The 23,945-nt window shown below is 73.2% G+C and carries 19 protein-coding genes and 1 riboswitch; of the genes, 8 read left to right on the top strand and 11 right to left on the bottom strand.

Annotation, left to right across the window (positions count from 1 at the left end; genetic code table 11):
* Window positions 1-43: 43 nt before the first annotated feature.
* From ACFY29_RS20395 to ACFY29_RS20360, 8 genes are all read right to left on the bottom strand, one after another.
* Complete coding sequence (locus ACFY29_RS20395; RefSeq protein WP_386988238.1) at window positions 44-976, bottom strand: SMP-30/gluconolactonase/LRE family protein; 933 nt, start codon at window positions 974-976, stop codon at window positions 44-46.
* A 106-nt stretch (window positions 977-1,082) separates the two neighbouring features.
* On the bottom strand, window positions 1,083-3,338 hold the full coding sequence (locus tag ACFY29_RS20390) for an AAA family ATPase (protein WP_386988236.1): 2,256 nt from the start codon (window positions 3,336-3,338) through the stop codon (window positions 1,083-1,085).
* 36 nt (window positions 3,339-3,374) lie between these two features.
* Window positions 3,375-3,908 (bottom strand): hypothetical protein, encoded by a 534-nt coding sequence (locus ACFY29_RS20385; protein ID WP_386988233.1) that lies wholly within the window; start codon window positions 3,906-3,908, stop codon window positions 3,375-3,377.
* 39 nt (window positions 3,909-3,947) lie between these two features.
* Window positions 3,948-4,718 carry an ATP/GTP-binding protein gene (locus ACFY29_RS20380; RefSeq protein WP_386988231.1) on the bottom strand — a complete coding sequence of 257 codons (771 nt, stop codon included), beginning with the start codon at window positions 4,716-4,718 and terminating at the stop codon, window positions 3,948-3,950.
* Window positions 4,696-5,181, bottom strand: coding sequence for a DUF742 domain-containing protein (locus ACFY29_RS20375; RefSeq protein WP_386988228.1), 486 nt, complete (start codon window positions 5,179-5,181; stop codon window positions 4,696-4,698). Before ACFY29_RS20375 ends, ACFY29_RS20380 begins: the two co-directional genes overlap by 23 nt.
* Window positions 5,178-5,654 carry a roadblock/LC7 domain-containing protein gene (locus ACFY29_RS20370; RefSeq protein WP_355601707.1) on the bottom strand — a complete coding sequence of 159 codons (477 nt, stop codon included), beginning with the start codon at window positions 5,652-5,654 and terminating at the stop codon, window positions 5,178-5,180. Before ACFY29_RS20370 ends, ACFY29_RS20375 begins: the two co-directional genes overlap by 4 nt.
* Window positions 5,651-8,338, bottom strand: a complete 2,688-nt coding sequence (locus ACFY29_RS20365) for a nitrate- and nitrite sensing domain-containing protein (RefSeq protein WP_386988225.1) — start codon at window positions 8,336-8,338, stop codon at window positions 5,651-5,653. The genes ACFY29_RS20370 and ACFY29_RS20365 overlap by 4 nt, the downstream gene beginning before the upstream one ends.
* Window positions 8,325-9,518 (bottom strand): hypothetical protein, encoded by a 1,194-nt coding sequence (locus tag ACFY29_RS20360; protein WP_386988222.1) that lies wholly within the window; start codon window positions 9,516-9,518, stop codon window positions 8,325-8,327. The genes ACFY29_RS20365 and ACFY29_RS20360 overlap by 14 nt, the downstream gene beginning before the upstream one ends.
* Window positions 9,519-9,882: 364 nt before the next feature.
* Between ACFY29_RS20360 and ACFY29_RS20355 the strand changes: the two genes are divergently transcribed.
* Both ACFY29_RS20355 and ACFY29_RS20350 read left to right on the top strand, forming a co-directional pair.
* Window positions 9,883-12,747, top strand: coding sequence for an alpha/beta fold hydrolase (locus ACFY29_RS20355; RefSeq protein ID WP_386988219.1), 2,865 nt, complete (start codon window positions 9,883-9,885; stop codon window positions 12,745-12,747).
* Complete coding sequence (locus ACFY29_RS20350; protein ID WP_328420973.1) at window positions 12,747-13,643, top strand: ABC transporter permease subunit; 897 nt, start codon at window positions 12,747-12,749, stop codon at window positions 13,641-13,643. The genes ACFY29_RS20355 and ACFY29_RS20350 overlap by 1 nt, the downstream gene beginning before the upstream one ends.
* Before the next feature lie 10 nt (window positions 13,644-13,653).
* Here the strand turns inward: ACFY29_RS20350 and ACFY29_RS20345 are convergent, their stop codons facing one another.
* Together ACFY29_RS20345 and ACFY29_RS20340 are read right to left on the bottom strand one after the other, a co-directional pair.
* Window positions 13,654-14,349 (bottom strand): DUF4232 domain-containing protein, encoded by a 696-nt coding sequence (locus ACFY29_RS20345; RefSeq protein ID WP_386988215.1) that lies wholly within the window; start codon window positions 14,347-14,349, stop codon window positions 13,654-13,656.
* 824 nt (window positions 14,350-15,173) lie between these two features.
* On the bottom strand, window positions 15,174-15,557 hold the full coding sequence (locus tag ACFY29_RS20340; protein ID WP_386988212.1) for an ArsR/SmtB family transcription factor: 384 nt from the start codon (window positions 15,555-15,557) through the stop codon (window positions 15,174-15,176).
* Between the two features lie 91 nt (window positions 15,558-15,648).
* On the opposite strand from ACFY29_RS20340, the gene ACFY29_RS20335 reads away from it, so the two are divergent.
* From ACFY29_RS20335 to paaN, 4 genes are all read left to right on the top strand, one after another.
* Entirely contained in the window at window positions 15,649-16,617 is a 969-nt protein-coding gene (locus ACFY29_RS20335) for a DMT family transporter (RefSeq protein WP_355601695.1), read from the top strand.
* 67 nt (window positions 16,618-16,684) lie between these two features.
* A riboswitch (SAM riboswitch) is annotated at window positions 16,685-16,820 on the top strand.
* 11 nt (window positions 16,821-16,831) lie between these two features.
* Entirely contained in the window at window positions 16,832-18,118 is a 1,287-nt protein-coding gene (thrC, locus tag ACFY29_RS20330) for a threonine synthase (protein WP_355601693.1), read from the top strand.
* A gap of 332 nt (window positions 18,119-18,450) precedes the next feature.
* Window positions 18,451-19,470 (top strand): GNAT family N-acetyltransferase, encoded by a 1,020-nt coding sequence (locus tag ACFY29_RS20325; protein ID WP_386988208.1) that lies wholly within the window; start codon window positions 18,451-18,453, stop codon window positions 19,468-19,470.
* A 50-nt stretch (window positions 19,471-19,520) separates the two neighbouring features.
* Window positions 19,521-21,194 (top strand): phenylacetic acid degradation protein PaaN, encoded by a 1,674-nt coding sequence (gene paaN, locus ACFY29_RS20320; protein ID WP_328420961.1) that lies wholly within the window; start codon window positions 19,521-19,523, stop codon window positions 21,192-21,194.
* A 177-nt stretch (window positions 21,195-21,371) separates the two neighbouring features.
* On the opposite strand, the gene ACFY29_RS20315 is transcribed toward paaN, so the two are convergent.
* A complete protein-coding gene (locus ACFY29_RS20315; RefSeq protein WP_355601688.1) occupies window positions 21,372-21,902 on the bottom strand; it encodes a GNAT family N-acetyltransferase in 531 nt (176 codons plus the stop codon).
* Window positions 21,903-22,218: 316 nt separating this feature from the next.
* On the opposite strand from ACFY29_RS20315, the gene ACFY29_RS20310 reads away from it, so the two are divergent.
* Entirely contained in the window at window positions 22,219-22,422 is a 204-nt protein-coding gene (locus tag ACFY29_RS20310) for a cold-shock protein (RefSeq protein WP_007073263.1), read from the top strand.
* 96 nt (window positions 22,423-22,518) lie between these two features.
* The gene (locus ACFY29_RS20305) at window positions 22,519-23,706 is read left to right on the top strand and encodes a hypothetical protein (protein ID WP_386988204.1); all 1,188 of its coding nucleotides are present in this window, start codon (window positions 22,519-22,521) and stop codon (window positions 23,704-23,706) included.
* The last annotated feature ends 239 nt before the right edge of the window (window positions 23,707-23,945 follow it).

Below are 23,945 nucleotides of genomic sequence, written 5' to 3'. Positions count from 1 at the left end.
CCGGCCGACGGCAACCCGGGAGGGGTCGCCGCCGGCCGCCAGATCAGGCCGGGACTCGGACGATGTCGTAGTCGGTGTCCGGCGTGGATTCCACGTCGAAGCGGCCGTTCACCACGTACAGCGCCGAACCGAGCAGGTCACCGGTGGCCGGCGACCGCAGCTCCGGACCGGTGATCTCCCGCTGCACCACTCCGGCCGTGTACTTGGCGTTCATCCGGACCACCGCGATGACGTTGGTCAGGTTCCGGATCACGTAGAGGGTGTGCCCGCGCAGCACCAGGCCGTCGGCCCGCTCCACCGAGTAGCCACCGAGGTCGACGAGGCGGCTGCCACCGGTGCGGGGGTCGATGCGTACCAGCCGGCCGGGCAGCATCTGCGCGACCAGCAGATCGCCGTCCGGCAGCGCCACGATCCCGTTGTGGTACGCGTCCGGCGTCGCGGCCGGACCGGTGAGCGGGAGCACCCGGAAGTTGCTGGCGGCCGGCAGGCGACCGCCCGGGCCCAGCGGCACCACGTACAGCACCTGTCGGGCCGAGTCGGTGAAGTAGACGGCCCGCTTGGTGATCACCAGGTCGTTGACGAAGCTGCCCGGCTCGTCGGTGAACTGGTAGTGGGCCAGTTGGGCGCCGGTGCCCGCGTCGTACACGCTGGCGCCGCCGCCGGAGAAGTCGGCGGTCCACAGCCGGCCCTGCTGGTCGAGCTTGAGGCCGGCCTTGTCCTTGCCCGGCACACCCGGGATCAGCACCGAGCCGCGCCCTGTGCGTAAGTCACCCCGCCAGATCGCACCGTCCAAAATGGACCCTACATACACGGTGGTGCCCCGACCGATCGTCAGGCCCTCCGGGGTGAACCCGTCGGGTAGGGCGATCCGGGCCGGAAACGGCTTCGCCGGATGAGCGGTCGCCGGTGAGCCGACCGTGACCAGGGTCGCGGCCGCCACCAGGGGAACGACCAGAAGAGAGAACAGCTTGCGCAAGGAACACCGCCTGACGTCGTCGTGGAATTTTCCACTGAGGAATGTGACGTCCTAGGAACACCCTGGGCGGCTCGAAAGGTTGACTCGCGGATCAGTTTTGTTGGCGTCACGACCGATCGGCGGCGTACCGGGCCAACGAGGCGACCTGGGCCGGGTTCAGCGACGGACGGACCCGGCGACGTGCCGTGGCCACGTGCGCGGCGGTGACGGTGGCGGCGGTCAACGACTCACGCATCGCGGCGAGCGCCGCCTCCCGGACCAGCGCCGCGCAGTCGGCCGCGGAAAAGTCGTCCAGTTCCCCGCCGAGCGCGGCCAGATCGACGTCCGGGGCCAGCGGCACGTTTCGGGACGAGGCTCGCAGGATCTCCGCGCGGGCCGCCCCGTCCGGCGGCGGCACGTAGACCAGCCGCTCCAACCGGCCCGGCCGCAGCAGCGCCGGGTCGACCAGGTCCGGACGGTTCGTCGCGCCGACCACCACCACGTTGCGCAGCGTCTCCACCCCGTCCAGCTCGGTGAGCAGCGCGGCGACCACCCGGTCCGTGGTGCCCCCGTCGCTGGCCTGACCGCGGACCGGCGCCAGCGCGTCCACCTCGTCCAGGAAGATCAGCGCGGGAGCCGCCTCCCGGGCCCGACGGAACAGCTCGCGAACGGCGCGTTCGCTCTCGCCCACCCACTTGGAGAGCAACTCCGCGCCCTTCACCGAGAGCACGTTCGCCCGCCCCGACCCGGCCAGGGCCGTGACCAGGTACGTCTTGCCGCAGCCGGGCGGCCCGTAGAGCAGCACGCCGCGCGGCGGCTGTACGCCGAGGCGAGCGAAGGTGTCCGGGTAGGTCAGCGGCCAGAGCACCGACTCGGTCAGCGTCTGCTTGACCTCGACCAGGTCACCCACGTCGTCGAGGGTCACCGAGGCCAACTCCAGGGTGGAGGCGGCCATCGTGGTCGGCCGGACCACCTCCAGGGCGGCGGTGAAGTCGGCCATCGACACGGTCGGCGTCTCGGCCGCCTTCTGCCGCAGCGCCGCCCGTACCCCGGCCTCCCGGACCAGCGCCGCCAGGTCCGCGGCCACGAACCCGGGGGTACGGCCGGCCACCTCGTCCAGTCGGACGTCGTCGGCCAGCGGCACCTGCCGGGTCAGCACGGTGAGCTGCTCGCGGCGCAGCGCCGGGTCGGGTAGCGGGATGCTGATCCGCAGCGACAGCAGGTCCGGCGCGCGCAGGGCCGGGTCGACCGCCTCCGGCCGGCCGGTGGTGCAGACCACGGCGACGCCGGCCCGGACGGCCTCCGCGAGCACCTGCCGGAACACCGTGGCCACCGGGCCGGGCTCGTCCGCCGGGGCGAGCGACTCCACGTCGGTGACCAGCAACACCGCCGGCCCGCCGGCCCGGACCGCCGTCGCCACGGCACGCAGCCGATCGGCGGCGGCCTGGTTGGCCAGCGCGGCCACCTCGGGCGCCCAGAGCGGGTGTACGCGGGCACCGACCCGGGCCGCAACCGCCCGGACCAGCGCCGACTTCCCGGAGCCGGCAGGCCCGCTGAGCAGCACTCCCAGCGAGATGGTGGTGCCCAGCCGGCCCAGCACCTCTCGGTGGTGGAAGCCGAGGTCGAGCAGCTCGGTCAGCTCCTCGGCCTGGGCCCGCAGGCCGGGCAGCTCATCCACGTCGGGCGCATCGTCGTTCGTCCAGTCCGCCGCCGCATCCGCCGGAGCCGCAGCGGCCGGCCGGTGCCCGCCGGCATCCGCGAGGGGCCGCTCCGCCGGGGTGAGCCGGCCGGGGGCGGAGCCGTGGGTGGTCGGGCCGTGCTCCCAGCCGACCAGCGTGTCCATGGTGACCAGCGCGCCAGCGGCCGGCTCGACCGCGACAACGGTGAGCAGGGTGCTGGTCCAGGCGAACCCGACCGTGTTGGCGAGGCTGCGCCGGGCCGCCTCGATCAGGCCGCGCACCGAGGCGTCCGGCAGCACGTCCTGCGGCAACAGCGACACGTCGTCGCCGGCGGTGACCACCTTGCCCAGCAGGGCGAGCCGGAGCATCTCCGGGCTGACCGCCGCGACCACCTCCACCGGCCCGGCCAGGGTGACCCGGCTCGCCGGGGCCAGGGGTACCGGGGTCACCCGCACCTGACCGCCGTCGCGGAGGCCGAGGTTGCCCAGCGTCAGGTCGTCGGCGTACAGGAGGGCGGTGCTCGCTCCCGGCTCCGCCGCCGCCACGATCCCGGCCGTCTCCCGGCGGCCGGCCAGCCGGACCGGGTCGCCGGGGCGCAGCCCCAGCGCGGTCAGCGCCTCCGGGTGCAGCCGCACGATGCCCCGGCGGGCATCCAGCGCCGCCGGCCGCAGGCTCGCGGTCAGGGTCAGGTCGGGTTGCGCCACCGCCCGACCGTACGCGCCGGCCGCCAGCCCCGCTGGTCAGCGCCGGGGATCAAGCTCGTTCAACAGCGACGGGTCCCGCCGGATCAGCTCGGCCAGCCGGGCCGCCGGGTCGGCGGTCAGCCCGTCCGGGCCGGGTGCCCAGGCCGGCACCGTCCGGCCGGACAGTGGCCAGGCCGGCGGTGGTTCCGGCGGGGGCGCCGACAGCTCCGGGCCGACCGTGACGTCCGGGCCGTCCCAGGAGACCCGCAGCGGGTACGTCCGCCCGGCGTGCTCGACGCGGACGGTCACCGCCAGCCCCGGGTGGGCGCCGACGATTTGCCGTACCGCCTCGGCCACCTCCTCGACCGGACCCCACCCGGCCACCTCACCGGGGGTGTCCCGCCCGGCGTGCCGGGCGTCGTGCCGGCCCGGTCCGGCGTTGCGGGTGTCGGTGCGGCCGCTTCCGGACTGAGCCGGCCCATCGACCTGATCCGGTGGTGGTGTGCTGTCGTCACGGTCGGCGGCCAGCCGGCGCAGCGCCTCCTCGCGCCGGGCCAGCCGGGCCAGCGTTTCGTCCAGGTCGCCCCTCACCAGATCACCCCTTCCCGCCCACGGCCGGAGCCGGTCGGCTCAGGCCCTCCTGTCCCGGGTGGCCCGTTCCAGCGCACGGTCCAGGACGACCAGCAGGGCGTCCCGTACCGAAAGCCGGTCCCGGGCATCGAACTGGACCAGGGGAACATGCTCCCCGATGGCCAGCGCCCACCGGATCTCGCCGAGCTCCAGGGCCAGCCGCCCGTCGAAAGCGTTGACCCCGACCACGAACGGCAGCCCGGCCCGCTCGAAGAAGTCGATCGCCGGGAAGCAGTCGTCCAGCCGGGCGCTGTCAACCACCACCAGGGCGCCGAGCGCACCCCGGGCCAGGTCGTCCCACATGAAGCCGAACCGGGTCTGCCCCGGCGTACCGAACAGGTAAAGCTTGAGGCTGCGGTCGATGGTTACGCAACCGAAGTCCATCGCCACCGTGGTCGTCGTCTTGTGCGAACGGACGCCCGGGTCGTCCACGCCGATCCCGGCGCTGGTCATCTCGGCCTCGGTGGTCAGCGGCGCGATCTCGGAGATCGCGCCGACCGTGGTGGTCTTACCCACGCCGAACCCGCCGGCAATCAGAATCTTGACCGGGATCGGTGGCGCGGCAGGAGGCCGGTTGGCCGGTGCCGGTGCCGGCGCCGACCCCGTACCGGCCAGTGGCTGGTACGGCGGCGGTGGCGCGGGCAGCGGCTGGCCGGTGCGTCCGAGCGCGGGACCGGTGGTCGGCGAGGTGCCGTAGCGGGCAGCGGCGCTGTTGCCGGCGGGCCCACCGAGCGGGGCGACCGGCCATTCAGGAGATCGCACGGAGTCCATCAATCACTCGCAGGATGAGGTTGGGGTCGAAGGCACCGTCGGCGTCCGTGACGTGCACGTCCAGGTGCCCGGCTGCCCGCAGGTCGCCGACCAGGACCCGGGTCACGCCGAAGTGCAGCCGGGTCCGGGCCGAGAGCTCGGCCACCGAGATCGGCTCGGTGCAGAGCGCGATGATCGCCTGGAGCTCCGGCGCCAGCAGGACGCCCGGCGGGCCGGTCCACCAGCCGCTGTCCGCGCGGACGGTCACCTGCGTCTCCAGGCCGATCGCCGGGTCCGCGCCGGCAACCCGTCCGGAGGTGAGCACGAACGGCCGGGGACCGCCCGGCCGGTCATCGCCGGATTCCGGCTCGGGCAGCGCCGTTGCCGCCGACGCGCCGCCCCCGGACGGGGGCGTACGCAGGTAGGGGCGGATCCGGACACCGGATTCCGGGTCCGGATCCTCGCCGGCGACGTCGGGGATCACTGCTGGACGGCGTTCTTCAGCTCGACGATCAGCCGCGGGGTGAGGGCGCCACCGGCCCGTCCGGCGAAGAGCGTCATCTCGTACGCGACGGTACCCAGGTTCGCCGACCGGTCGGCGACCACGCCGAGGACTGATCCGCTGCTGATCGCGCTGATCAGGAGGTAGCCGTCGGCCATGTCGACGATCACCCGGTTGAGGCCGCCGAGCGCGTACCAGCTGGCCGCGCCGCCGGCGAGGCTGGTCATGCCGGAGACCACGGCGGCCAGCCGCTCCGCGTTGGACCGGTCCTTGATCGCCGACATGGCCATCAGCAACCCGTCCGAGGAGACCGCGATCGCCTCCAGCACGCCGGCCGTGCTGGAGGTGAAGGAGTCCAGGAGCCAGTTGAACGTGCGCGCCTCCGGGCTGAGATCCCCGACGGCGCCGGACGGGCTCTGGTGGTCGACATTGTCGTGCAGGAAGGGGCTGGTCACCGTGATGATCCTTCTTCGTTCCGACGGTCTGGGCTGACTTCGCGGAGAGCACGGGCGACGCCCGCCTCGAACTCGGTGAGGAGCTTGCGGATCTCGGCCGGATCGCCGAGGTGCGGGCTGGCCGCCTGGCAGGGCGGGTCGACAGTGAGGTTCGCCCCGGGTACCCGCCGGCTCAGCAGGGGCCGGCCCGGGGTGGTCCCTGCCGAGCCGGCGGTGTCCGCGACCGTGGGGCCGAGACCGCCAGGTGTGGCGGGACGGTCGACCTTCACGCTCAGCTCGGCTCGGCGTACGCCGGCCTGAAACGCCTCGACCAGCGCGCGGGCGGCGGCCGGGTCGGCGTCGGTGGCGTCCACCGGGCCGACTGGCGCCGTGGCGGCGGGGAGGCTGGCCCCGGGCACCCGTTGCCGGACCCGTGGGCCGGTGGGCGTACCCGTCGGTTCCGGCCTCTCCGGCCCCGGCGCAGTGCGGTCCGGGTGGCCGATGCCGGCGCCGGCGATGCCCGCCCCGCCGGCCGTGCCGCGCCCCGGTCGGCGGGGCAGGCCCGAGTCGGTCGCCGGGAGGTCCACCGGGGCGGCCGGCGTCGCGGCGGAGGCGTCGGCGGGCGCGCTGATCTGCGCTGCGGAGGCAGCGGCGCCGAACGCGTCCCAGGGCCTGCCCGACTCCAGGCTGCGGGTGGCGCGGCTGAGCAGGTCCGAGTCGAAGCCGGCGGGTGCCGCGGGGGCGGCTGCCGTGAGGGACCGGGTACCCCGGCCGGTTTCGTGTGCGGTCAGCGAGCGGCGGTCCCGTTCCGGCACCGCGGCCCGGGCCACGGTGGCCCCGACCCGGTCGGCAGGGCGCAGCACCAGCGACACCGGCGGGATCTCCAACCGGGCGGTCACGCCGCCGCCGGTGGTGGCGGCCAGGTTGACCGTCCAGCCGTGGCGACGGGCCAGCCGGCCCACCACGAAGAGGCCGAGCACCTCGGTCGGAGTCAGGTCGAGCCGTTCCCGGCGGGTGAGCCGGGCGTTCTCCTCGGCCAACCGTTGCTCGGTCATGCCGATGCCCCGGTCCAGCACCGTGATCCGGGCACCGAGCCCGGACGCCTCACCGACCACCAGCACCCGGGTGTGCGGCGGGGAGAAGACGGTGGCGTTCTCCATCAGCTCGGCCAGCGCGAGGACGAGGTCGCCGACCACCGCCGGTGCGGCCGAGATGCCCGCCGGCACCTGCACGTCCACCCGGGTGTAGTCCTCGATCTCGCCGAGCGCCAGCCGGACCACGTCGGCCAGCGGCACCGGTGCGGTGTGCGCGTCGGCCCCGGCGGAGCCGGAGAGCACGACCAGGCTGCCGGCGTTACGCCGTAGCCGGCTGGAGATGTGGTCGAGCCGGTAGAGGTGCTCCAGCCGGCCCGGGTCGGCCTCCTGCTGCTCCAGCCGGTCGATCAGCGCGATCTGCCGGCCCACCAGGTTCTGCGTACGCCGCCCGACGTGGCCGAACATCTGCGCCACGTTGCGCCGGCCGGCGACCTGCCGTTCGACCAGCCGGGCAGCGGTGCTCTGCACCCGGTCGAAGGCCCGAGCCAGGTCACCGATCTCGTCGCGGGCCCGGATGTCCACCGGATCCAGCCGGATCGGCTGGGCGTTCTCCGTCTCGTCGTCGGCGACCCGGACCAGCTCCGCCTCGGCGACCCGGGCGACCCGGTCCGCAGAGAGGGTGAGCCGGGTCAGCGGCCTGGCCACCGTCCGGGCGACGACCGCACTGAGCAGGACGACCATCGCCAGGATCAGCGCCGCCGCGCCGCCGACCAGGTACGCGGCGGTCAGCGCCCGCCGCTGTTCGGCGGTCACCTCGGCGAGTACGTCGGCGACCAGCTTCTTCTCCACGAACTGGCCGAGCCGGATCATCGAGCGGACGGACGGGAAGAGCGCGTCCAGCGGCACGTCACGGATCGCGTCGGCCGGGTCGCGGGCGCTGGTGACCAGGAAGTCGGGGCTGGTACGTGCGGCCACCGCCACGTCGTTGAGCCGTGCCACCTCCAGCTGCTCGGGCGTGATCAGGCTGCGGAAGCGCTGGCTGTCCACCTGGAGGGCGGCCATGCAGGCCACGTACCCGGCGCTGGCCTGCGGGCTGTCGGTCGCCTTGACCAGCACGATCAGGGTGGCGCAGGCGCCCAGCCCCTCGTCGGCGCGCAGCAGCCCGTCCAGGGCCAGCACCTGGCGGCCCGGCTGCGTGTCGGTGTCCACGCTGAACGGCAGCCGAAGCGAGTCGATCATTCCCCGGTTGACCGGGCCGAACGCGTCCATCACCTGGATCGGGCTCGCTGACCGGGCGAGCACGGCGGTCCGCAGGTCGATGAGGCTGGACACCCCGTACAGGGCGTGGTCGACCCGGTCGGTCAGCGCGTCGCTCCCCCCGGCCCGTAGGTCGGCGACCCGGTCGTCCACATCGGCGGTCTTGCGGACCAGTTCGGCGCGTTCCACCCGGCCGAGCAGGAAGCCCACCGAGAGGATGCGTTCCTGCTGGAGGTCCTGCACCAGGCTGCCGACCCGGCTGGCGAGCCGCACCCGCTCGGCGATGTCGTCGGCGCGCTGCGCAGCGGCCACCCGCTCGAGCACCACGGGCACCGCGAGGCCGACCATGCTGAGCAGGGGGATCAGAACGAGCAGCGCGAGCTTGCCGCGGATCCGGAGCCTACCGAGCAGCATCGAACGCCCCCCACTGGGCGGATTCCGGGTCCCGGGTCGCGCCGACCGGTTGCAGCGGCCGTGGGTCGCCGGGTCGGCCGGCGCTGACCGCCGGCTGCCAGAAACCGCCGGACGGAGGGGTGCCGGGGCTCTCCGCGCCCGCTGCGGTCATGGCGGCCCGGCGACGGGCCCGACGGCTGGCCGCGATGAGGAGCGCTGCGAGCCAACCCAGCAGCAGCGCGGCGGCCACCCCGGCCCCGGCGGTCAGCCAGCGGTCCCGGTCCAGCCCGTCGATCCGCTCGGCCAGCAGGGCGTCCAGCTCACTGAGGATGACCGGCTGGAGCTGGAGGGCGGCGGTGTGCGCATCGAGCCGGGCGGCGGCCAGCCGACCCGGGTCCACCGTGCCGGTGCCGGCGGCCGGGGCGGAGTACGCGGCCAGCGCCTCCACCGAGCGCTGGTAGGTGTCCAGTGGGGTCAGCACGTTCGCACCCAGGTCGGTGCTCTCCGAGCTGTCCACCGCGGCGCGCAGGTTGTCGACCAGGTCGGCGGCGGGGGCCAGGGCGGCCACCCGCAGGCCGGTCAGCTCGATCAGGCTGCGGGTCTGCTCGGCGGCCGGGCGGCGAGCGGCGAGCGTGCCCAGGTCGGCGAGCCGGCCGGCGGCCACCACAGCCTCGGGCAGCTCCTGGCCGGCGCTGTCCTGGAGGGAGAAGGAGTCGGCCCCCGGGTCGCGCACCAGCCCGGAGCTTTCCCGGACCTTGCGGTGCAGGGCCAACAGCAGGTCGGTGACCTCGCCGTACGCGGTGTAGGCGGACTCGGGGTCGGTGGGGCTGCGGTCCTGCAAGGCTTCCAGTCTGGCCCGCAGCCCGGCCCAGCGTTCCTGGCTGCGCAGCTCGGCGCCGATCCGAGCGTCCACCTCGGCGGCGTCCTCGACCGTGCGGGTCAGCGCCTCCCTGGAGACTGGGCGGCCGCTGACGGCGGCGGACTGGGCGTCGACCAGCGCGCCCGTGACCGGGGCGAGGGCGCGGAGATACTGCACGCCGAGCCGTTCCCGGGCGGCCAGATCCCGGTCGTCGCTGGTCTGCCGCCAGGTCTGGGTGAGGAGCAGACCCACCGGTGCCAGCAGCGCCGTGATGAGCAGCAGCGGCAGCAGTCGACCCAACATGGACGGCCTTCGACGGACCCGCGGCGCGGGGACTGTCATGTGTGTCTCCTCCGGCGGTGGGCGCGGTGTCGGGTTTCGCCGATGAGTCCCGTGCACCGGACCGGAAAACTAACCGAACCTTCCGGTGGCCAACCCGTCGTCGGTGAGTCGGGTTTGCGTCAGTTCGAGCGATGTCACTGTTCGTCCGTGTTGCCGGCACGCTGCGTCCCGTCGACGGGTGTGACATGAAGGGATCGAGGTGGATATCCGCCGAAGATCGGAATTCACGGGATGCGAACTCAACTCACTGTGCCGCGTCGCACGGTGGGCGGTCGCATCCCGTCCGGTCGCCGATCGGGGCAACCGGACGGACGTACGGCGGATCTCAGCCAACGCTCAGCCTGTGGCCCGTACCGTGTGCCGCATGAGATCGCCGTCGCCGGCCGCGTGGTTCCGGCGTGCCCTGCCCACCCGCCGCCGCGCGATCGCCGCAGCGACGGTCGTCGTGCTGTTGGCGGCCGTCGTGACCTGGGCGGTGTGGCCGCAGGGATCGGGTGTGCGCACCGAGAGCGCGATGCTCACCGTCCGCTCCGGGCCGGCCGGCGACCAGCCTGTCGACCTGGACACCACCTTCTACCTGCCGGCCGACGCGTCGTCCGGCCGGAAGGTGCCGGCGGTGTTGCTGGCGCACGGGTTCGGCGGCACCAAGGAGTCGGTACGGTCCGACGCCGAGGAGTTCGCCGGGCGCGGTTACGCGGTGCTCACCTGGACGGCGCGGGGCTTCGGCCGCAGCGGTGGCGAGATCCACCTGGACAGCCCCGACTACGAGGTACGTGACGCCGAGCGGCTGCTGGACTGGCTGGCCGCCCGGCCGGAGGTGCGCACCGACGCCGCTGGCGACCCGAAGGTCGGTGTGGTCGGCGGCTCGTACGGCGGTGGGTTGGCGCTGCTGCTGGCCGCCCAGGACGATCGGGTCGACGCGATCGTTCCCATGATCACCTGGAACGACCTGTCCCGGGCGTTCCTGCCGGAGAGCACCGGCGGGGCGCCGACCGAGGGCGTGTTCAAGAAGGGGTGGGCCGGCCTCTTCTTCGGCGGGGGCGGCAACGTGGGCACCGGCCCGGCCGGGATCTCCGGCGGGGCCGCCGCCCAGCCGCAGGGCGCACCGGCCTCCGCCGGCCCGCCCAGCCCGGATCCGGGCGCCGGCCCGGGCACGGGTCCCGGTGGCGCCCCGGCCGGCGCTGCCGACCCGTCCTGCGGCCGCTTCGCTGCCGACGTGTGCGCCGCGTACCTGCGGATCGCCACCACCGGGCAGGCCGACCAGGCCGCCGTGGACCTGCTGCGCCGCTCCAGCCCGGCGGGCGTGCTGGACCGGATCACGGCACCCACCCTGCTGGTGCAGGGCGAGGCGGACACCCTCTTCCCGCTCGGCGAGGCGGACGCCAACGCGCGGGGCATCGCCGCCGCCGGCACCCCGGTGCGGGTCGCCTGGTTCACCGGCGGGCACGACGGCGGCGCGGGCCCCCGCTCGGACTCGGACCGGGTGAAGTTCCTGACCGTCCAGTGGCTCGACCACTACGTCAAGGGCGAGGGCGATGCGCCCGGCGACGACTTCACCTGGTCGCGGATCGCCGGCTTCGACGCGCTCGACCGGGGGCTGGTCGCCACCGGCTTCCGTCGCGCCGACTATCCGGGCCTGACCGGCAGCAGCCGCCGGGAGGTGGCGGTCGCCGGTCCGGCGCAGCCGATCGCGAACCCGCCGAACGGCAACCCGGCCGCCATCTCCTCGATCCCGTTCGCCGGTGGGCTCGCGTCGCTGCTGGACGGGGTGGCCGGCGACGTTCCCGGCCAGCACGCCCGGTTCGAGTCGGCACCGCTGACCGAGGCCGTGGATGTGGCGGGCGCGCCCACCGTCAGCCTGCGCGCCGCGTCGCCGACCGGCGAGGCGGTGCTCTTCGTCAAGCTCTACGACGTCGACCCGGACGGCGCGGCCACGCTGCAGAACGGGCTGGTCGCCCCGGTTCGGCTCACCGGCCTGCCGCAGCGGGTGCAGGACGCCCGCCCGGTCACCGTGACGCTGCCCGGGATCGTCCGCCGGGTGGAGGCCGGGCACCGGCTGCGGCTGGTGGTGGCCAGCTCCGACCAGGCGTACACCACACCGGCCCAGCCCACCGTCTACACGGTGGCGGCGGACGGCGCGGTCAGCCTGCCCACGATCAGCGGCGAGCCGATCCCCACCGCGGCGATCATCTGGCGTTGGGTCCTCGCCGGCCTGCTCGCCGCCATCGCGATCGGCCTCGTCGTGGTCGTCGCCGTGGTCCGGCGCCGGCACCGTCGACAGGACCGCTCGGTGCATCCGGAGTACGCGGACACGCCGCTGGCCGTGCGGCGGCTGCGCAAGGAGTACGCGGACGGCTTCGTCGCGGTGTCGAACGTGGACTTCGAGGTGCACCCGGGTCAGGTGGTGGGCCTGCTCGGGCCGAACGGCGCGGGCAAGACCACCACGCTGCGGGTGCTGATGGGGCTGACCCAGCCGACTGCCGGGGAGATCTACGTCTTCGGCCGCCGACTGGTGCCCGGCTCGCCGGTGCTCTCCCGGATCGGCGCGCTGGTGGAGGGGCCCGGCTTCCTGCCGCACCTGTCCGGCCTGGACAACCTGAAGGCGTACTGGCGGGCCACCGGGCGACCGGCGGCGGACGCGCACTTCGACGCGGCGCTGGAGATCGCCGGGCTGGGCGACTCGGTGCACCGGAAGATCAAGAACTACAGCCACGGGATGCGCCAGCGACTGGCCATCGCCCAGGCCATGCTCGGCCTGCCGGAGCTGCTGGTGTTGGACGAGCCGACCGACGGGCTCGACCCGCCGCAGATCGCCGAGATGCGCCGAGTCCTCCAGCAGTACGCCACGGACGGTCGTGCGGTGCTGGTCTCCAGCCACCTGCTGGCCGAGGTGGAGCAGACCTGTACGCACGCGGTGGTGGTGAACAAGGGCCGGATCGTGGCATCCGGACCGGTGGAGGAGATCGTGGGCGAGTCCCCGAGCGTGCTCTTCGACGTCACCGATCCGGTGGCGGCGCGGGCGGTGCTGGACCGGCTGCACGGGGTCCGGGTGCTGCCGGAGAGCGACGGCCAGTTGGTGGTCGACACCAACGGCACGGCCCGCAGCGAGGTGGTGGCCGAGCTGGTGCGCGCCGGCATCGGGGTGGACCGGGTGGTGCCCCGACGGCGCCTGGAGGACGCGTTCCTCGCCTTGGTGGGCGAAAACTCTCGGGGAAGCGGTGACCGGTGATGGCTGGCTCTTCCGTCGAGGCGCCGATGGGCGTCACCGATCCGGCCGGTGCGGCCCGGGGCTACCGGCCGTCGGCCACCATGCCGTTCGGCGCGGAGTTCCGCCGCCAGGCGTCCCGACGGCGAACCCAGTTGGCGCTCGGGTTCATGGTGCTGCTGCCGCTGGTCATCCTGGTCGCCTTCCAGTTCAACTCCGGTGGCGACGACGACAACGGCAACAACGAGTTCGCCAGCCTGGTCGACCTGGCCACTGCTGGCGGGCTCAACTTCACCCTGTTCTCGATCTTCGTGTCGGCGTCGTTCCTGCTGGTGGTGGTCGTGGCGCTGTTCTGCGGCGATACGGTGGCCAGCGAGGCGAGCTGGGGCAGCCTGCGTTACCTGCTGGCGATCCCGGTGCCCCGGGCTCGGCTGCTCACCGTGAAGCTGGTGGTCGCGCTCGCGTACTCGGGGCTGGCCCTGCTGTTGCTGGCCGGCACCGCGCTGGTCGCCGGCACCCTGCGGTACGGCTGGTCGCCGCTGCGCAGCACGGTCGCCGCGGAGCTGGAGCCGGCCGAGGGGCTGCTCCGGCTGCTGGCGGTGCTTGGCTACCTGGCGGTCGTCCTGCTGGTGGTGGCCGGGCTGGCGTTCCTGCTGTCGGTGACGACGGACGCCGCGCTGGGCGCGGTGGGCGGCGCGGTGCTGCTCTGGATCCTGTCCAGCATCCTGGACCAGATCACCGCGCTCGGTGCGCTGCGCGACTTCCTGCCCACCCACTTCAGCACCGCCTGGCTGGGGCTGCTCTCCACCCCGGTGCAGACCGACGACGTGGTACGCGGCTGTATCTCGGCGATCAGCTACGCGACCCTGTTCTGGGGGCTGGCGTTCTGGCGCTTCACCCGCAAGGACATCACCTCGTAGCCGGCTGACCTCACAGCCGGATGTCGGGCGGGCTCACCGACGACGGCACCGCGCTCGGCGCCGGCGGCTGAGCCGGCTGCGTCGGCACCGGCGCGGGCGGGTCGGCCTTCTTCCAGGCGCTGACGCCGATCCGGCCGGTGTTGCCCACGTCGATCGGGCCGTCCGGGTCGACGTCCTCGACCGGCTGCCCGGCGGTGGGTGCGACCAGCAGGTACGCCCCGTTGGTGGCCGGCACGGTCGAGTCGGTGACGAGGTTGCGCCAGAGGACGGTGGCGACGGCGCGTTCACCCTTCTGCAGCGTGAACTGCTGGGGCGGATGGTCGAACCCCGGGGTGATCTCCTTCGCCCCGGGCACCACCCGCAGGGTGATCGGCTCGCGCTGCTCGTCCAGCACGCGCAGCGCCGGATACCCCTTCAATCGGTACGGCTGGTCGCCGCAGTTGACCAGCTCCAGCCCGAGGGCGCGCAATCCCATGGCGGCGTCCGACCCCCTCGTCCGGACCCGGAGGCCCGACTCCGGGCACCAGAACGGCGGGCTGACGTACGCCGACGGCGTCGGGCTGGGCGTGGCCGTGACCCCGGGCAGCCGGCTCGGGCCATCCCCCGCCTGGCCTCGATGGTCGGCGGGAGCACAGGCGCCGAGCACGAGAGCCATCGCGAGCGCCACGCCGGTCCGTCGCCGCGCTGCCGCGCCGTGCAAGGTCATCCGTTGATCCTCGCCCACGCGAGCTTCCGACCGCCGCCCGGCCCTCTGGATCTCATCGGCTCCCGCATCGACTCCCGCATCGCGCCCCCGGCCTCGCGCCGGCCTCGCGCCCCCGGCCTCGCGCCGGCCTCGCGCCCCCGGCCTCGCGCCGGCCTCGCGCCCCGGCCTCGCGCCCCGGCCTCGCGCCGGCCTCGCGCCCCGGCCGCGCCCCGGGCTCGCGCCCCGGCTTCGCGCCCCGGCTTCGCGCCCCGGCTTCGTGCCCCGGCTTCGCGCCCCGGGCTCGCGGCCCCGGGCTCGCGCCCCGGCCTGCCGGCCCGCCGGCCCGGCCTGCCGGTTGCTGACCCTGTCGAGCTGCCCCATATTTGGACCATCGCCGCGAGGGCTGCGCGGCGACCAGTCACCTGACCGGTTCTGCCGGGCTGGCTGCTCTGCTGGGGCGGCTGCTCTGCTGTGCCGGGCTGGCTGCTGTGCCGGGCTGGGGGCGCGAGGCTGGGCGGTTGCTGTGCTGGGCTGGCTGCTCTGCCTGGCTGCTGTGCCGGGCGAGTGTTGTGCTGGGGCGGCTGCTCTGCCGCCGCTCCCTCTCGGCACGGACCTGACGAGGGCTTCCGGGTGCCTCTGGAGCTGAATGGTTGGGGACATCGCTCGTCCGCGTGTAGCGGCCGGCGGTCATTGACCCGGCACGCGGCCGGCATGCTGAGGCAAGCGCACAATCCGGCACCGAGCGGTGGTAACGCCGACGTCCAACCCTGCCCCATATCTGGGGCAGCTCGACAGGGCGTGCAGGCAGTCCGTTACTCCCGACCGCCGGGCTCGTCAGCCCGCCGTCACGTCGCGTCGCCAGCGGTGCCGGCCGCTCTCAGGCTGGCTCGGGGCGGCTCGGGGCGGCTCGGGGCGGCGCGGCTCGGGGCGGGCGGGGCGGGGGTGAGGACGGCGTTCAGGAGGCCGGGGTAGAGGCGCTCCAGCTCGTCTCGCCGGAGGCGGACGTAGCGGCTGGTGCCGGCGGCCCGGGTGCGGGTCAGGCCGGCCTCGCGCAGCACCTTGAGGTGGTGGCTGCGGGTCGCCTTGGAGACGCCGAACTCGAAGGTGTTGCAGGCGAACTCGCCGCCCTCGGCGAGCGCCCGGACGATCTGTAGCCGCACGTCGTCGGCGAGTGCGGCCAGCACGGTGGTGACCGGTACGGCGGTCAGGTCGGGTTCGTGCGGCTCCATGTGACCAGTGTAACCGTTGTTCGACAACCGTCGAACAAGTCCCTAGGGTCGGTGTCGCTGGTTCGACGATTCTCGAACATTGGAGCTGACGATGCGTCCCCGTTCCGCCGCCTATCCGCTTCTCGCCGTGCTCAGCTGGGGAGTGATGTTCCCGGTCCTGGCCAGCGCGCTGACCCGGGTTGATCCGCTCAACCTGACCACCGCCCGCTACCTGCTGGCCGCCCTCATCCTGGTCGCCATCCTGCTGCTCCGCGAGGGTGCCGGCGCGCTGCGGCTCGGCGGCCGGGCCGTCGAGGTGGCGGTGCTCGGTGTGGTCGGCTTCGCCGGCTTCAACGTGCTCACCAACCTGGCGCTGGAGCACGCCGCCCCGCAGCAGATCGCCCTCTTCGTGGCCACCACCCCGGTGATCACCCAACTGGTCCGCTGGGCCCGCGACGGCGTACGCCCGAAGCCCCTCCTGCTGGCCCTCTCCCTGGTGGCGCTCCTCGGCGTCGGCCTGGTGATCACCCGCGGGAGCCTGACCGGGCTCGGTCAGTTCGGCCTCGGCGGGCTGATGATGATCGGCGCGGTGCTCGGCTGGGCGATCTACACCCACGGCGCCAGCCAGTTCGGCACCTGGTCGCCGCTGCGGTACACCACGCTGACCGCGCTCGCCGGCACGGCCGCCATGCTCGCCGCGAGCGTGCTCGCCGACGGCATCGGATGGCAGCACGCGCCGGCCGCCGCCGACCTCGTGGCGGTCGCCCCGCAGTTGGCGTACGCCGTGATCATGGGCGCGGTGATCGCGGTGCTGGCCTGGAACACCGGCGTGCAGCGGCTCGGAGCCGCCAACGCCGCCCTGTTCATGAACCTGGTGCCGGTGACCACCTTCACGGTGCAGATCGTCCGCGGCTACCGACCGGAGCCGATCGAACTGGTCGGGGCCGCGATCACCATCGCCGCCCTGATCGCCGCGAACCTCGCCACCCGGGCTCGGACCGTGACCCCGTCGCTGCCCCAACCAACTGCGGTGACCGACCCGGTCGCGGTGGTCGACCCGGTGGCGGTGGCCAACCGCTGACCCACCCACTGGGATCTGCGGTGGAGGCGGCGCCCGGCGTTGCCTAGACTCGACGGCACAACTGAATACCTCATCCAGAGGGGCTGAGGGATACGGCCCGACGACGCCCCGGCAACCACCCCGCGCGCTCACCGCTGAGCGACCTGCGGGGCAGGTGCCAATTCCGTCCCCGCCGCACCGTGCGGTGTGGGGAAAGATGAGAGGACTCCTCGACATGACGTCGACGCTCGCCACCCCTGGCATCGACACCTCCTCCAGCCCCGCCCGAGCCCTGGTGTGCCGCGCCTGTTCGGCCCGCTACCCGCTCGCCGCCCAGCACGCCTGTTACGAGTGTTTCGGCCCGCTGGAGGTCGACTACGACACCGCCGCCCTGGCCGCCGTCACCCGTGAGCAGATCGAGGCCGGCCCGAACAACATCTGGCGGTACGCCGCGCTGCTGCCCGCCGGTCAGGACCCGTCCACCCGGGTGACCCTCGACCCGGGGCTCACCCCGCTGGTGGCGGCCCCGCACCTGGCCGCCGAGCTGGGCATCACCGCGCCGCTCTGGGTCAAGGACGACAGCGCCAACCCGACCCACTCGTTCAAGGACCGGGTCGTCTCGGTGGCGCTCACCGCCGCCCGCGCGCTCGGCTTCAGCCGGTTCGCCTGCGCCTCCACCGGCAACCTGGCCAACTCGGTGGCCGCGCACGCCGCCCGGGCCGGGGTGCCCTCGGTGGTCTTCATCCCCAGTGACCTGGAGCAGGGCAAGGTCATCACCACCGCGGTCTACGGCGGCGACCTGGTCGCCATCGACGGCTCGTACGACGACGTGAACCGGCTCTGCGGCGAGTTGGTGGAGACCGACGAGTTCGAGGACACGGCGTTCGTCAACGTCAACGTCCGGCCGTACTACGCGGAGGGCTCCAAGACCCTCGGCTACGAGGTGGCTGAGCAGTTGGGCTGGCGGATCCCGGCCCAGGTGGTCATCCCGATGGCCAGCGGCGAGCTGCTCACCAAGATTGACAAGGCGTTCTCCGAGCTGGTCGAGATCGGGCTGGTCGAGGCGCCGGCCGGCGGCTGGAAGGTCTTCGGTGCCCAGTCCGCAGGCTGCAACCCGATCGCCACCGCCCTGCACGCCGATACCGACACGATCACCCCGGTCAAGCCCACCGGCATCGCCAAGTCGCTGAACATCGGCGACCCGGCCGCCGGCCTCTACGCCCTGGAGGCGGTCCGCCGCACCGACGGTTGGATGGAGTACGCCGACGACGACGAGATCCGCGCCGGCATCCGGCAGTTGGCCCGTACCACCGGCGTCTTCGCGGAGACCGCCGGTGGGGTCACCGTGGCGGTGCTGCGCAAGCTGGTCGAGTCCGGTCGGCTCGACCCGACGGCGGAGACCGTGGTGTTCAACACCGGCGAGGGGCTGAAGACCATCGATGCGGTAGCCGGCCAGGTCGGCCCGACCCACCACATCAAGCCGTCCCTCCGTGCCGCCCGAGACGCCGGCCTCCTGGGCTGATCAGCCCCGCCCACCCCGCCCCGCCCCGCGCCGGAGGGGTGGGCGTGCAGGGTCGGGCGGGGGATAGGGGATCGCCCGGACGGGGGATCGGGCCGATCCGCCGGGTAACTGGCTTTTCGCAGTGAGTGTGGAAAACCCACCGCTCTGGACTTGACGGCAGGAACCGGACGGCGCAAGATGCTCCCTGCGGGAGGGCATTTCGCCGGAGACTTTTGAAGTTCTTGCGACCCAGCGCCGGAGGCGTTGTGCGAGTGTCCCTCCCGACCACGTTCGATCGGGCCAGCGATTAATTCGCTGGCCCGATCGCTTTCCCGGGGTGCACGCTCGGCGGCATGAGCATCACCATCGCGTCGTTCGACGGCGCCGACCGAGCTTCGGTCGACGAGGCGTACCGGATCGGCGCGGCGGCCAACGACGCCGATCTCCCGGACTTCCCGCCCTTCTGCCGGCGTCGCTTCGACGCGTTCTTCCACACGCCGATGCCCGGCACCGAGACGCTCTGGGCGCTGGCCCGACTGGACGGCGTACCGGCCGGCTATGTCCAGCTGGACCTGCCGCAGCTCGACAACACCGAAAACGCCACGGCCGAGCTGGTAGTGCATCCCGAGCTGCGGCGGCGGGGCGTCGGTCGGGCACTGCACGAGCACGGGGTACGCCTGCTGCGCGAGCGCGGACGCAAGCGGGTGGTCGCGATGACCGTCTCGGCGCTGCCCGACGGGCCGGCCCGGACGGTGGCGGGCGATGCGTTCGCCGCCGCGACCGGAGCCCAGTCCGCGCTGGCCGAGGTGCGTCGCCGACTCGAGGTCGGCACCATCGACCGGGTCGCGCTGCGCGCGGCGCTGGCCGAGGCGCACGCCCTAGCCGAGGGCTATCGGTCGGTCTGCTGGCAGGGTGCGACCCCGCAGGAGTACGTGGCGGACGTCGCCTACCTGGACGGCCGGCTGCTCATGGATGCGCCCATGGGAGACGTGCAGTGGGAACCGGAGCAGGTGGACGCCGAGCGGATCCGCGGCACCGAACGGGCCCTGGACGCCCGGGGTCGGCGGCGCTACAACCTCGGGGTGCTGCACGAGGAGTCCGGCCGGCTGGTCGCCTGGACGCTGCTGGACGTGGGCGCCTCCGCCGACTGGCACGCGTTCCAACAGATCACCATCGTCGACCCGGCCCACCGGGGGCACCGGCTCGGCCTGCTCGCCAAGATTGAGAACCTGCATCATCTGCTCACCCACGAGCAGGCGGTACGCGTCATCGACACCTTCAACGCGGCGAGCAACAGCTACATGGTGGCGATCAACGAGCGGCTCGGGTTCCGCCCGGTGGACTCCTGGAGCAACTGGCAGCTCACTCTCTGACGGGTATCGGCGCTACTGCTCACGGGCGCTCCTCAGGCATGATGGCGGGCATGACGGAGACCCCGCATCCCCTGTACGACAGGCACGCCGACACCCTCAACCGTGCGCTGACCGCGATCACGGAGCGGGGCTACTGGTCCGCCTATCCCGAGTCCCCCAGCCCCCGGGTGTACGGCGAGACCGCCGCCGCCGACGGCAAGGCCGCCTTCGAGGCGTACCTGGGTGGCGACTTCCCCCTCGACCAGCCGGGCACCGGCGACCGGGTCGCCACCGAGGCGAGCCCGTTCGGGGTGGAGCTGGCGGTGCGCTACCCGCACGCAGGTGTGGACCAGTTGGTCGCCGCCGCCACCGCCGCGCTGCCGGCGTGGCGCGACGCCGGCCCGCAGGCCCGGGTGGGCGTCTGCCTGGAGATCCTCGACCGGCTGCACAAGAACATCTTCGAGCTGGCCAACGCGGTGCAGTTCACCAGCGGCCAGGCGTTCGTGATGGCCTTCCAGGCGGGCGGCGCGCACGCGCTGGACCGGGCGCTGGAAGCGCTGGCGTACGCGTACGCCGAGATGACCCGGCACCCGGCGACGGCCGGGTGGGAGAAGTCCGCCGGCAAGGGTGACCCGCTGCGGATGACCAAGACGTTCCACGTGGTGCCCCGCGGGGTGGCGCTGGTGATCGGCTGCAACACCTTCCCGACCTGGAACTCGTACCCGGGGCTGTTCGCCTCGCTGGTCACCGGTAACCCGGTGATCGTCAAGCCGCACCCGCGCGCGGTGCTGCCGCTGGCCATCACCGTGAAGTACGCCCGGGAGGTGCTCGCCGAGGCCGGCTTCGACCCGAACCTGATCACGCTGGCCGCCGAGACGCCCGGCGAGAAGCTCGCCAGCGACCTGGCCCTGCACCGGGCCGTGAAGATCGTCGACTTCACCGGCTCCACCGAGTACGGCGACTGGCTGGAGACGCACGCCCGGCAGGCGGCGGTCTACACCGAGAAGGCCGGGCTGAACACGGTGGTGATCGACTCCACCGACGACTTCGCCGGCATGTGCCGCAACCTCGGTTTCACGCTGACCCTGTACAGCGGCCAGATGTGCACCACCTCGCAGAACTTCCTCATCCCGGCCGGTGGCATCGAGACCGACCAGGGGCACAAGAGCTTCGACGAGGTGGCCGGCGGGATCGCCGCGGCGGTCGGCAAGCTGACCGCCGACCCGGCCCGGGGTGTGGAGCTGACCGGTGCCATCGTCAACGACGGGGTGCTGGAGCGGCTGGCCGAGGTGACCAAGGTCGGCGAGCCGGTGCTGGAGTCGCGGGCCGTCACGCACCCGTCGTACGCCGACGCGGTGGTGCGTACCCCGACCATCGTGAAGCTGGGCGCGGACGACGCGGAGACCTACGGCCGGGAGTGGTTCGGGCCGATCTCGTTCGCCATCGCCACCGACTCCACCGCGCACAGCCTGGAACTGCTACACCGGACGGTCGGCGAGAAGGGCGCGCTCACCGCGGGGGTCTACTCCACGGACGAGGCGGTGCTGGACGCGACCGAGGCGGTGGCGGTGGAGGTCGGGGTGCACCTGTCCTGCAACCTCACCGGCGGGGTCTTCGTGAACCAGTCGGCGGCCTTCTCCGACTTCCACGGCAGCGGCGCCAACGCGGCGGCCAACTCGGCGCTGACCGACGGCGCGTACGTGGCGAATCGGTTCCGGATCGTGCAGTCGCGGCGGCCTGTCTGATCGTTGGTCTTTGGTTGCTGTTGGGGTTTCCGGGGCAGCCCACCCCGCTCCGGGCGGTCAGGCTTGATCCCTGCGCGGGGCGGGCTGCCCCGGAAACCCTCTCGGCGCACGCTAGGCGCGACGCAGCCGGCTCTTGGAAACATCACCGGGGTTCTGCCTTGGGAGGGTTCTTGGGGTTCAGGCTGGGCGTCGCATTTGGAGTTCGGTCAGCGCGGGGATGGTCGGGTGCGGGACGCGTACGCCGGTGTCGGTGAAGCCGAGCCGCTGGTAGGCCCGGTAGGCGCGGTTGTTGCCGACCACCACCTCCAGCAGCAACTCCGGCCGGCCACAGGCGCGCGACCAGGCGGCCACCTCGTCGACCAGCTCACCGAGTAGCCCCATGCCCCGCCAGGCCGGCGTGACGTAGACGGCGTAGATCACGGTCAACCCCGCCTCGTACGGCGCGGCCGTGCCCCCGGCATGCCCGACCAGCCGGCCTCCCGGGTCGGCGATGAACTGCGCGGTACCGGACCCGGTCGCGGTGGACGCGACCCGGGCGGCGTACTCGGTGTGGGAGCGGGCCGCGGCCTCGGCCACGGTCTCCAGGAAGGCCAGCGGTGCGTCGGCGAGCATCTCCAGGCGCAGCGCCCGCATCCGGGCGGCGTCCTCCGGCCGGACCCGACGGACCTTCGCCTGCCGGAGGGCGACTCCGCCCGGATCGGTGGTCATGCCCGCATGCCTATCACAGGGGTGGACGACGGTTTCGGCGTGCTCGATCGCCGCCGGACGGCCGGCGGGCTGCCCGCGCCGTGGTAGTCATGAGCGTGGATCGGGTTGATCGAAAACGAGGCCGACTTCGTGCTGTCGGAAACGGCGCCGATGCGCCCGATTTGTGGTCGTGCGCGGCCGTCACTCCTCGTGTAGCGTGCGATTTCGGTCACCTGTTTCAGCGGTAGTCATCGATCGCCGAGGCGGTGGTCCGACGGCGCCGGCCCGTGCCGCGCGCTAGGGGCATGGCACGCCGCGCAGAGTGAGGAAGTGCACCGTGGCACAGGGCACCGTGAAGTGGTTCAACGCCGAAAAGGGTTACGGCTTCATCGCCGTCGACGGCGGTCAGGACGTGTTCGTCCACTTCTCCGCGATCGAGATGGACGGCTACAAGGCGCTGGACGACGGTCAGCGGGTGGAGTTCGAGATCGCCCAGGGCCAGAAGGGTCCGCAGGCGGAGCGGGTGCGCGTCGTCGCCTGAGCGGGCACCGCCAGTAAGGCCGCCGGCCCGGGGCTGCGCCGCGCGGCTGGACCCTGGAGGATCGTGAACCGTTCCAGCCGTTGCTGAGGAGGGTTCATGTCCGACCAGCCGCCCCCGGCCGCCCCACCACCGGGTCAGCCCGACCCGTCCGGTCCGCCGCCCGGTGGTGACCCGACCGCGCCCGGTGCCGCTGGGCTCCCGCCCGGGGGCACCCCGCCCGGCTGGGATCCGACCGCGCTGCCCGCTTCGGCTGGAGGCCCGCCGCCGGGCAGTCCGCCCGGCTGGGATCCGACCGTGCCTGCTTGGGGGCCGCCACCGGGCGCGCCGCCGCAGGGCTGGGTGTTCCCGCCCACCGGCGGCTACCCGATCGGCTCCGGGCCGTACGGCGGGCAGCACTGGTATCCCGGGCCACCGGCCGCCGGGTGGTACCCGCCCGGCATCGACCCGTCCGACCGGCTGGTCACGCCGCCCGGCGCCGGGCTGGGCGGTTGGTTCAACCGGTGCCTGGGTGCGCTCCAGCGCGGTTGGCGGTTGCTGCTGCCCATCCTGCTGCTCACCCAGGTGCTGCCGGCGGCGGTGCTGTCGGTGCTCTCGCTCGGGCTGGATCCGACCGCGGAGTGGGACACGAACGCCGTCGACGAGTCGACCTCGCTGCCCGACAACTTCTTCACCGACCTGGCGTCCTTGTTCCTGGTGATCATCGTCGGCAGCGTGCTGATCGGGTTGGTGCAGTCCGTGGGCTGGGCCGCCGGCAGTTGGGTGATCACCCGTCAGGCGGCCGGTGGGCCGGTGAGTTTGGGTGAGGCGCTGCGCTACGGCCTGCGCCGGGCGCTCGGGCTCTGGGGGTGGACGCTGGCGATCAGCCTGATCGTCGGCCTGGGCATCTGCTTCTGCGTCCTGCCCGGCATCTACCTCACCTTCGCGCTTAGCATGGCCGGGCCGGTCTATCTCTTCGAGCGGCACAACCCGATCGGCCGGTCGTTCAGGATGTTCCACGACCGGTTGGGGCTGCTGCTGGGGCGGGTGGCGCTGGTGGGGGCGGTGGTGATTGTCGGCACCTTCGTCGCGAGCGTGCTGGAGGGGGTCGGCACCGCCCCGTTTGGAGTCGATCCGCTCGCCGCTCCAGGTTCCGCGATCGGCGTGGTGCTGGTCCTCGCCCTCGGAGCGGTGCTGGCCCTCCCCGCCTATCTGGCGCAGATGGTGGGGCTGCTGGTGACGTACGTCGAGCAGCGGGCTCATGAGGGGCCGGTGAACAGCGCCGGGCTGGCCGCGGAACTCGGCTGACAGCGGCAGTCGTGCTTGCACTCGGCAGGGGAGAGTGCTAAACAAGGTATTGGCACTCGCATACCGCGAGTGCCAATGGTCGGGACGGTGGGGCCAGGTTGCACCGGCGTGGAGACGCCGGGGCGGCACATGGCCGGTCGTCGCGGGCTATCCGGCCCGGCCGAAGGACGTCGTCGTCGCCAGGTGGCGACGTCCCAAGGTGCGTACACCAGGCGGCCCATTCGAGGCACACATCTCGG

Source organism: Micromonospora sp. NPDC000668, from assembly GCF_042897975.1.
In the GTDB taxonomy this organism is placed as follows: Bacteria; Actinomycetota; Actinomycetes; order Mycobacteriales; family Micromonosporaceae; genus Micromonospora.
Note: the sequence above shows the minus strand (reverse complement) of the source record. Positions and strands in the feature narration are given on the sequence as shown.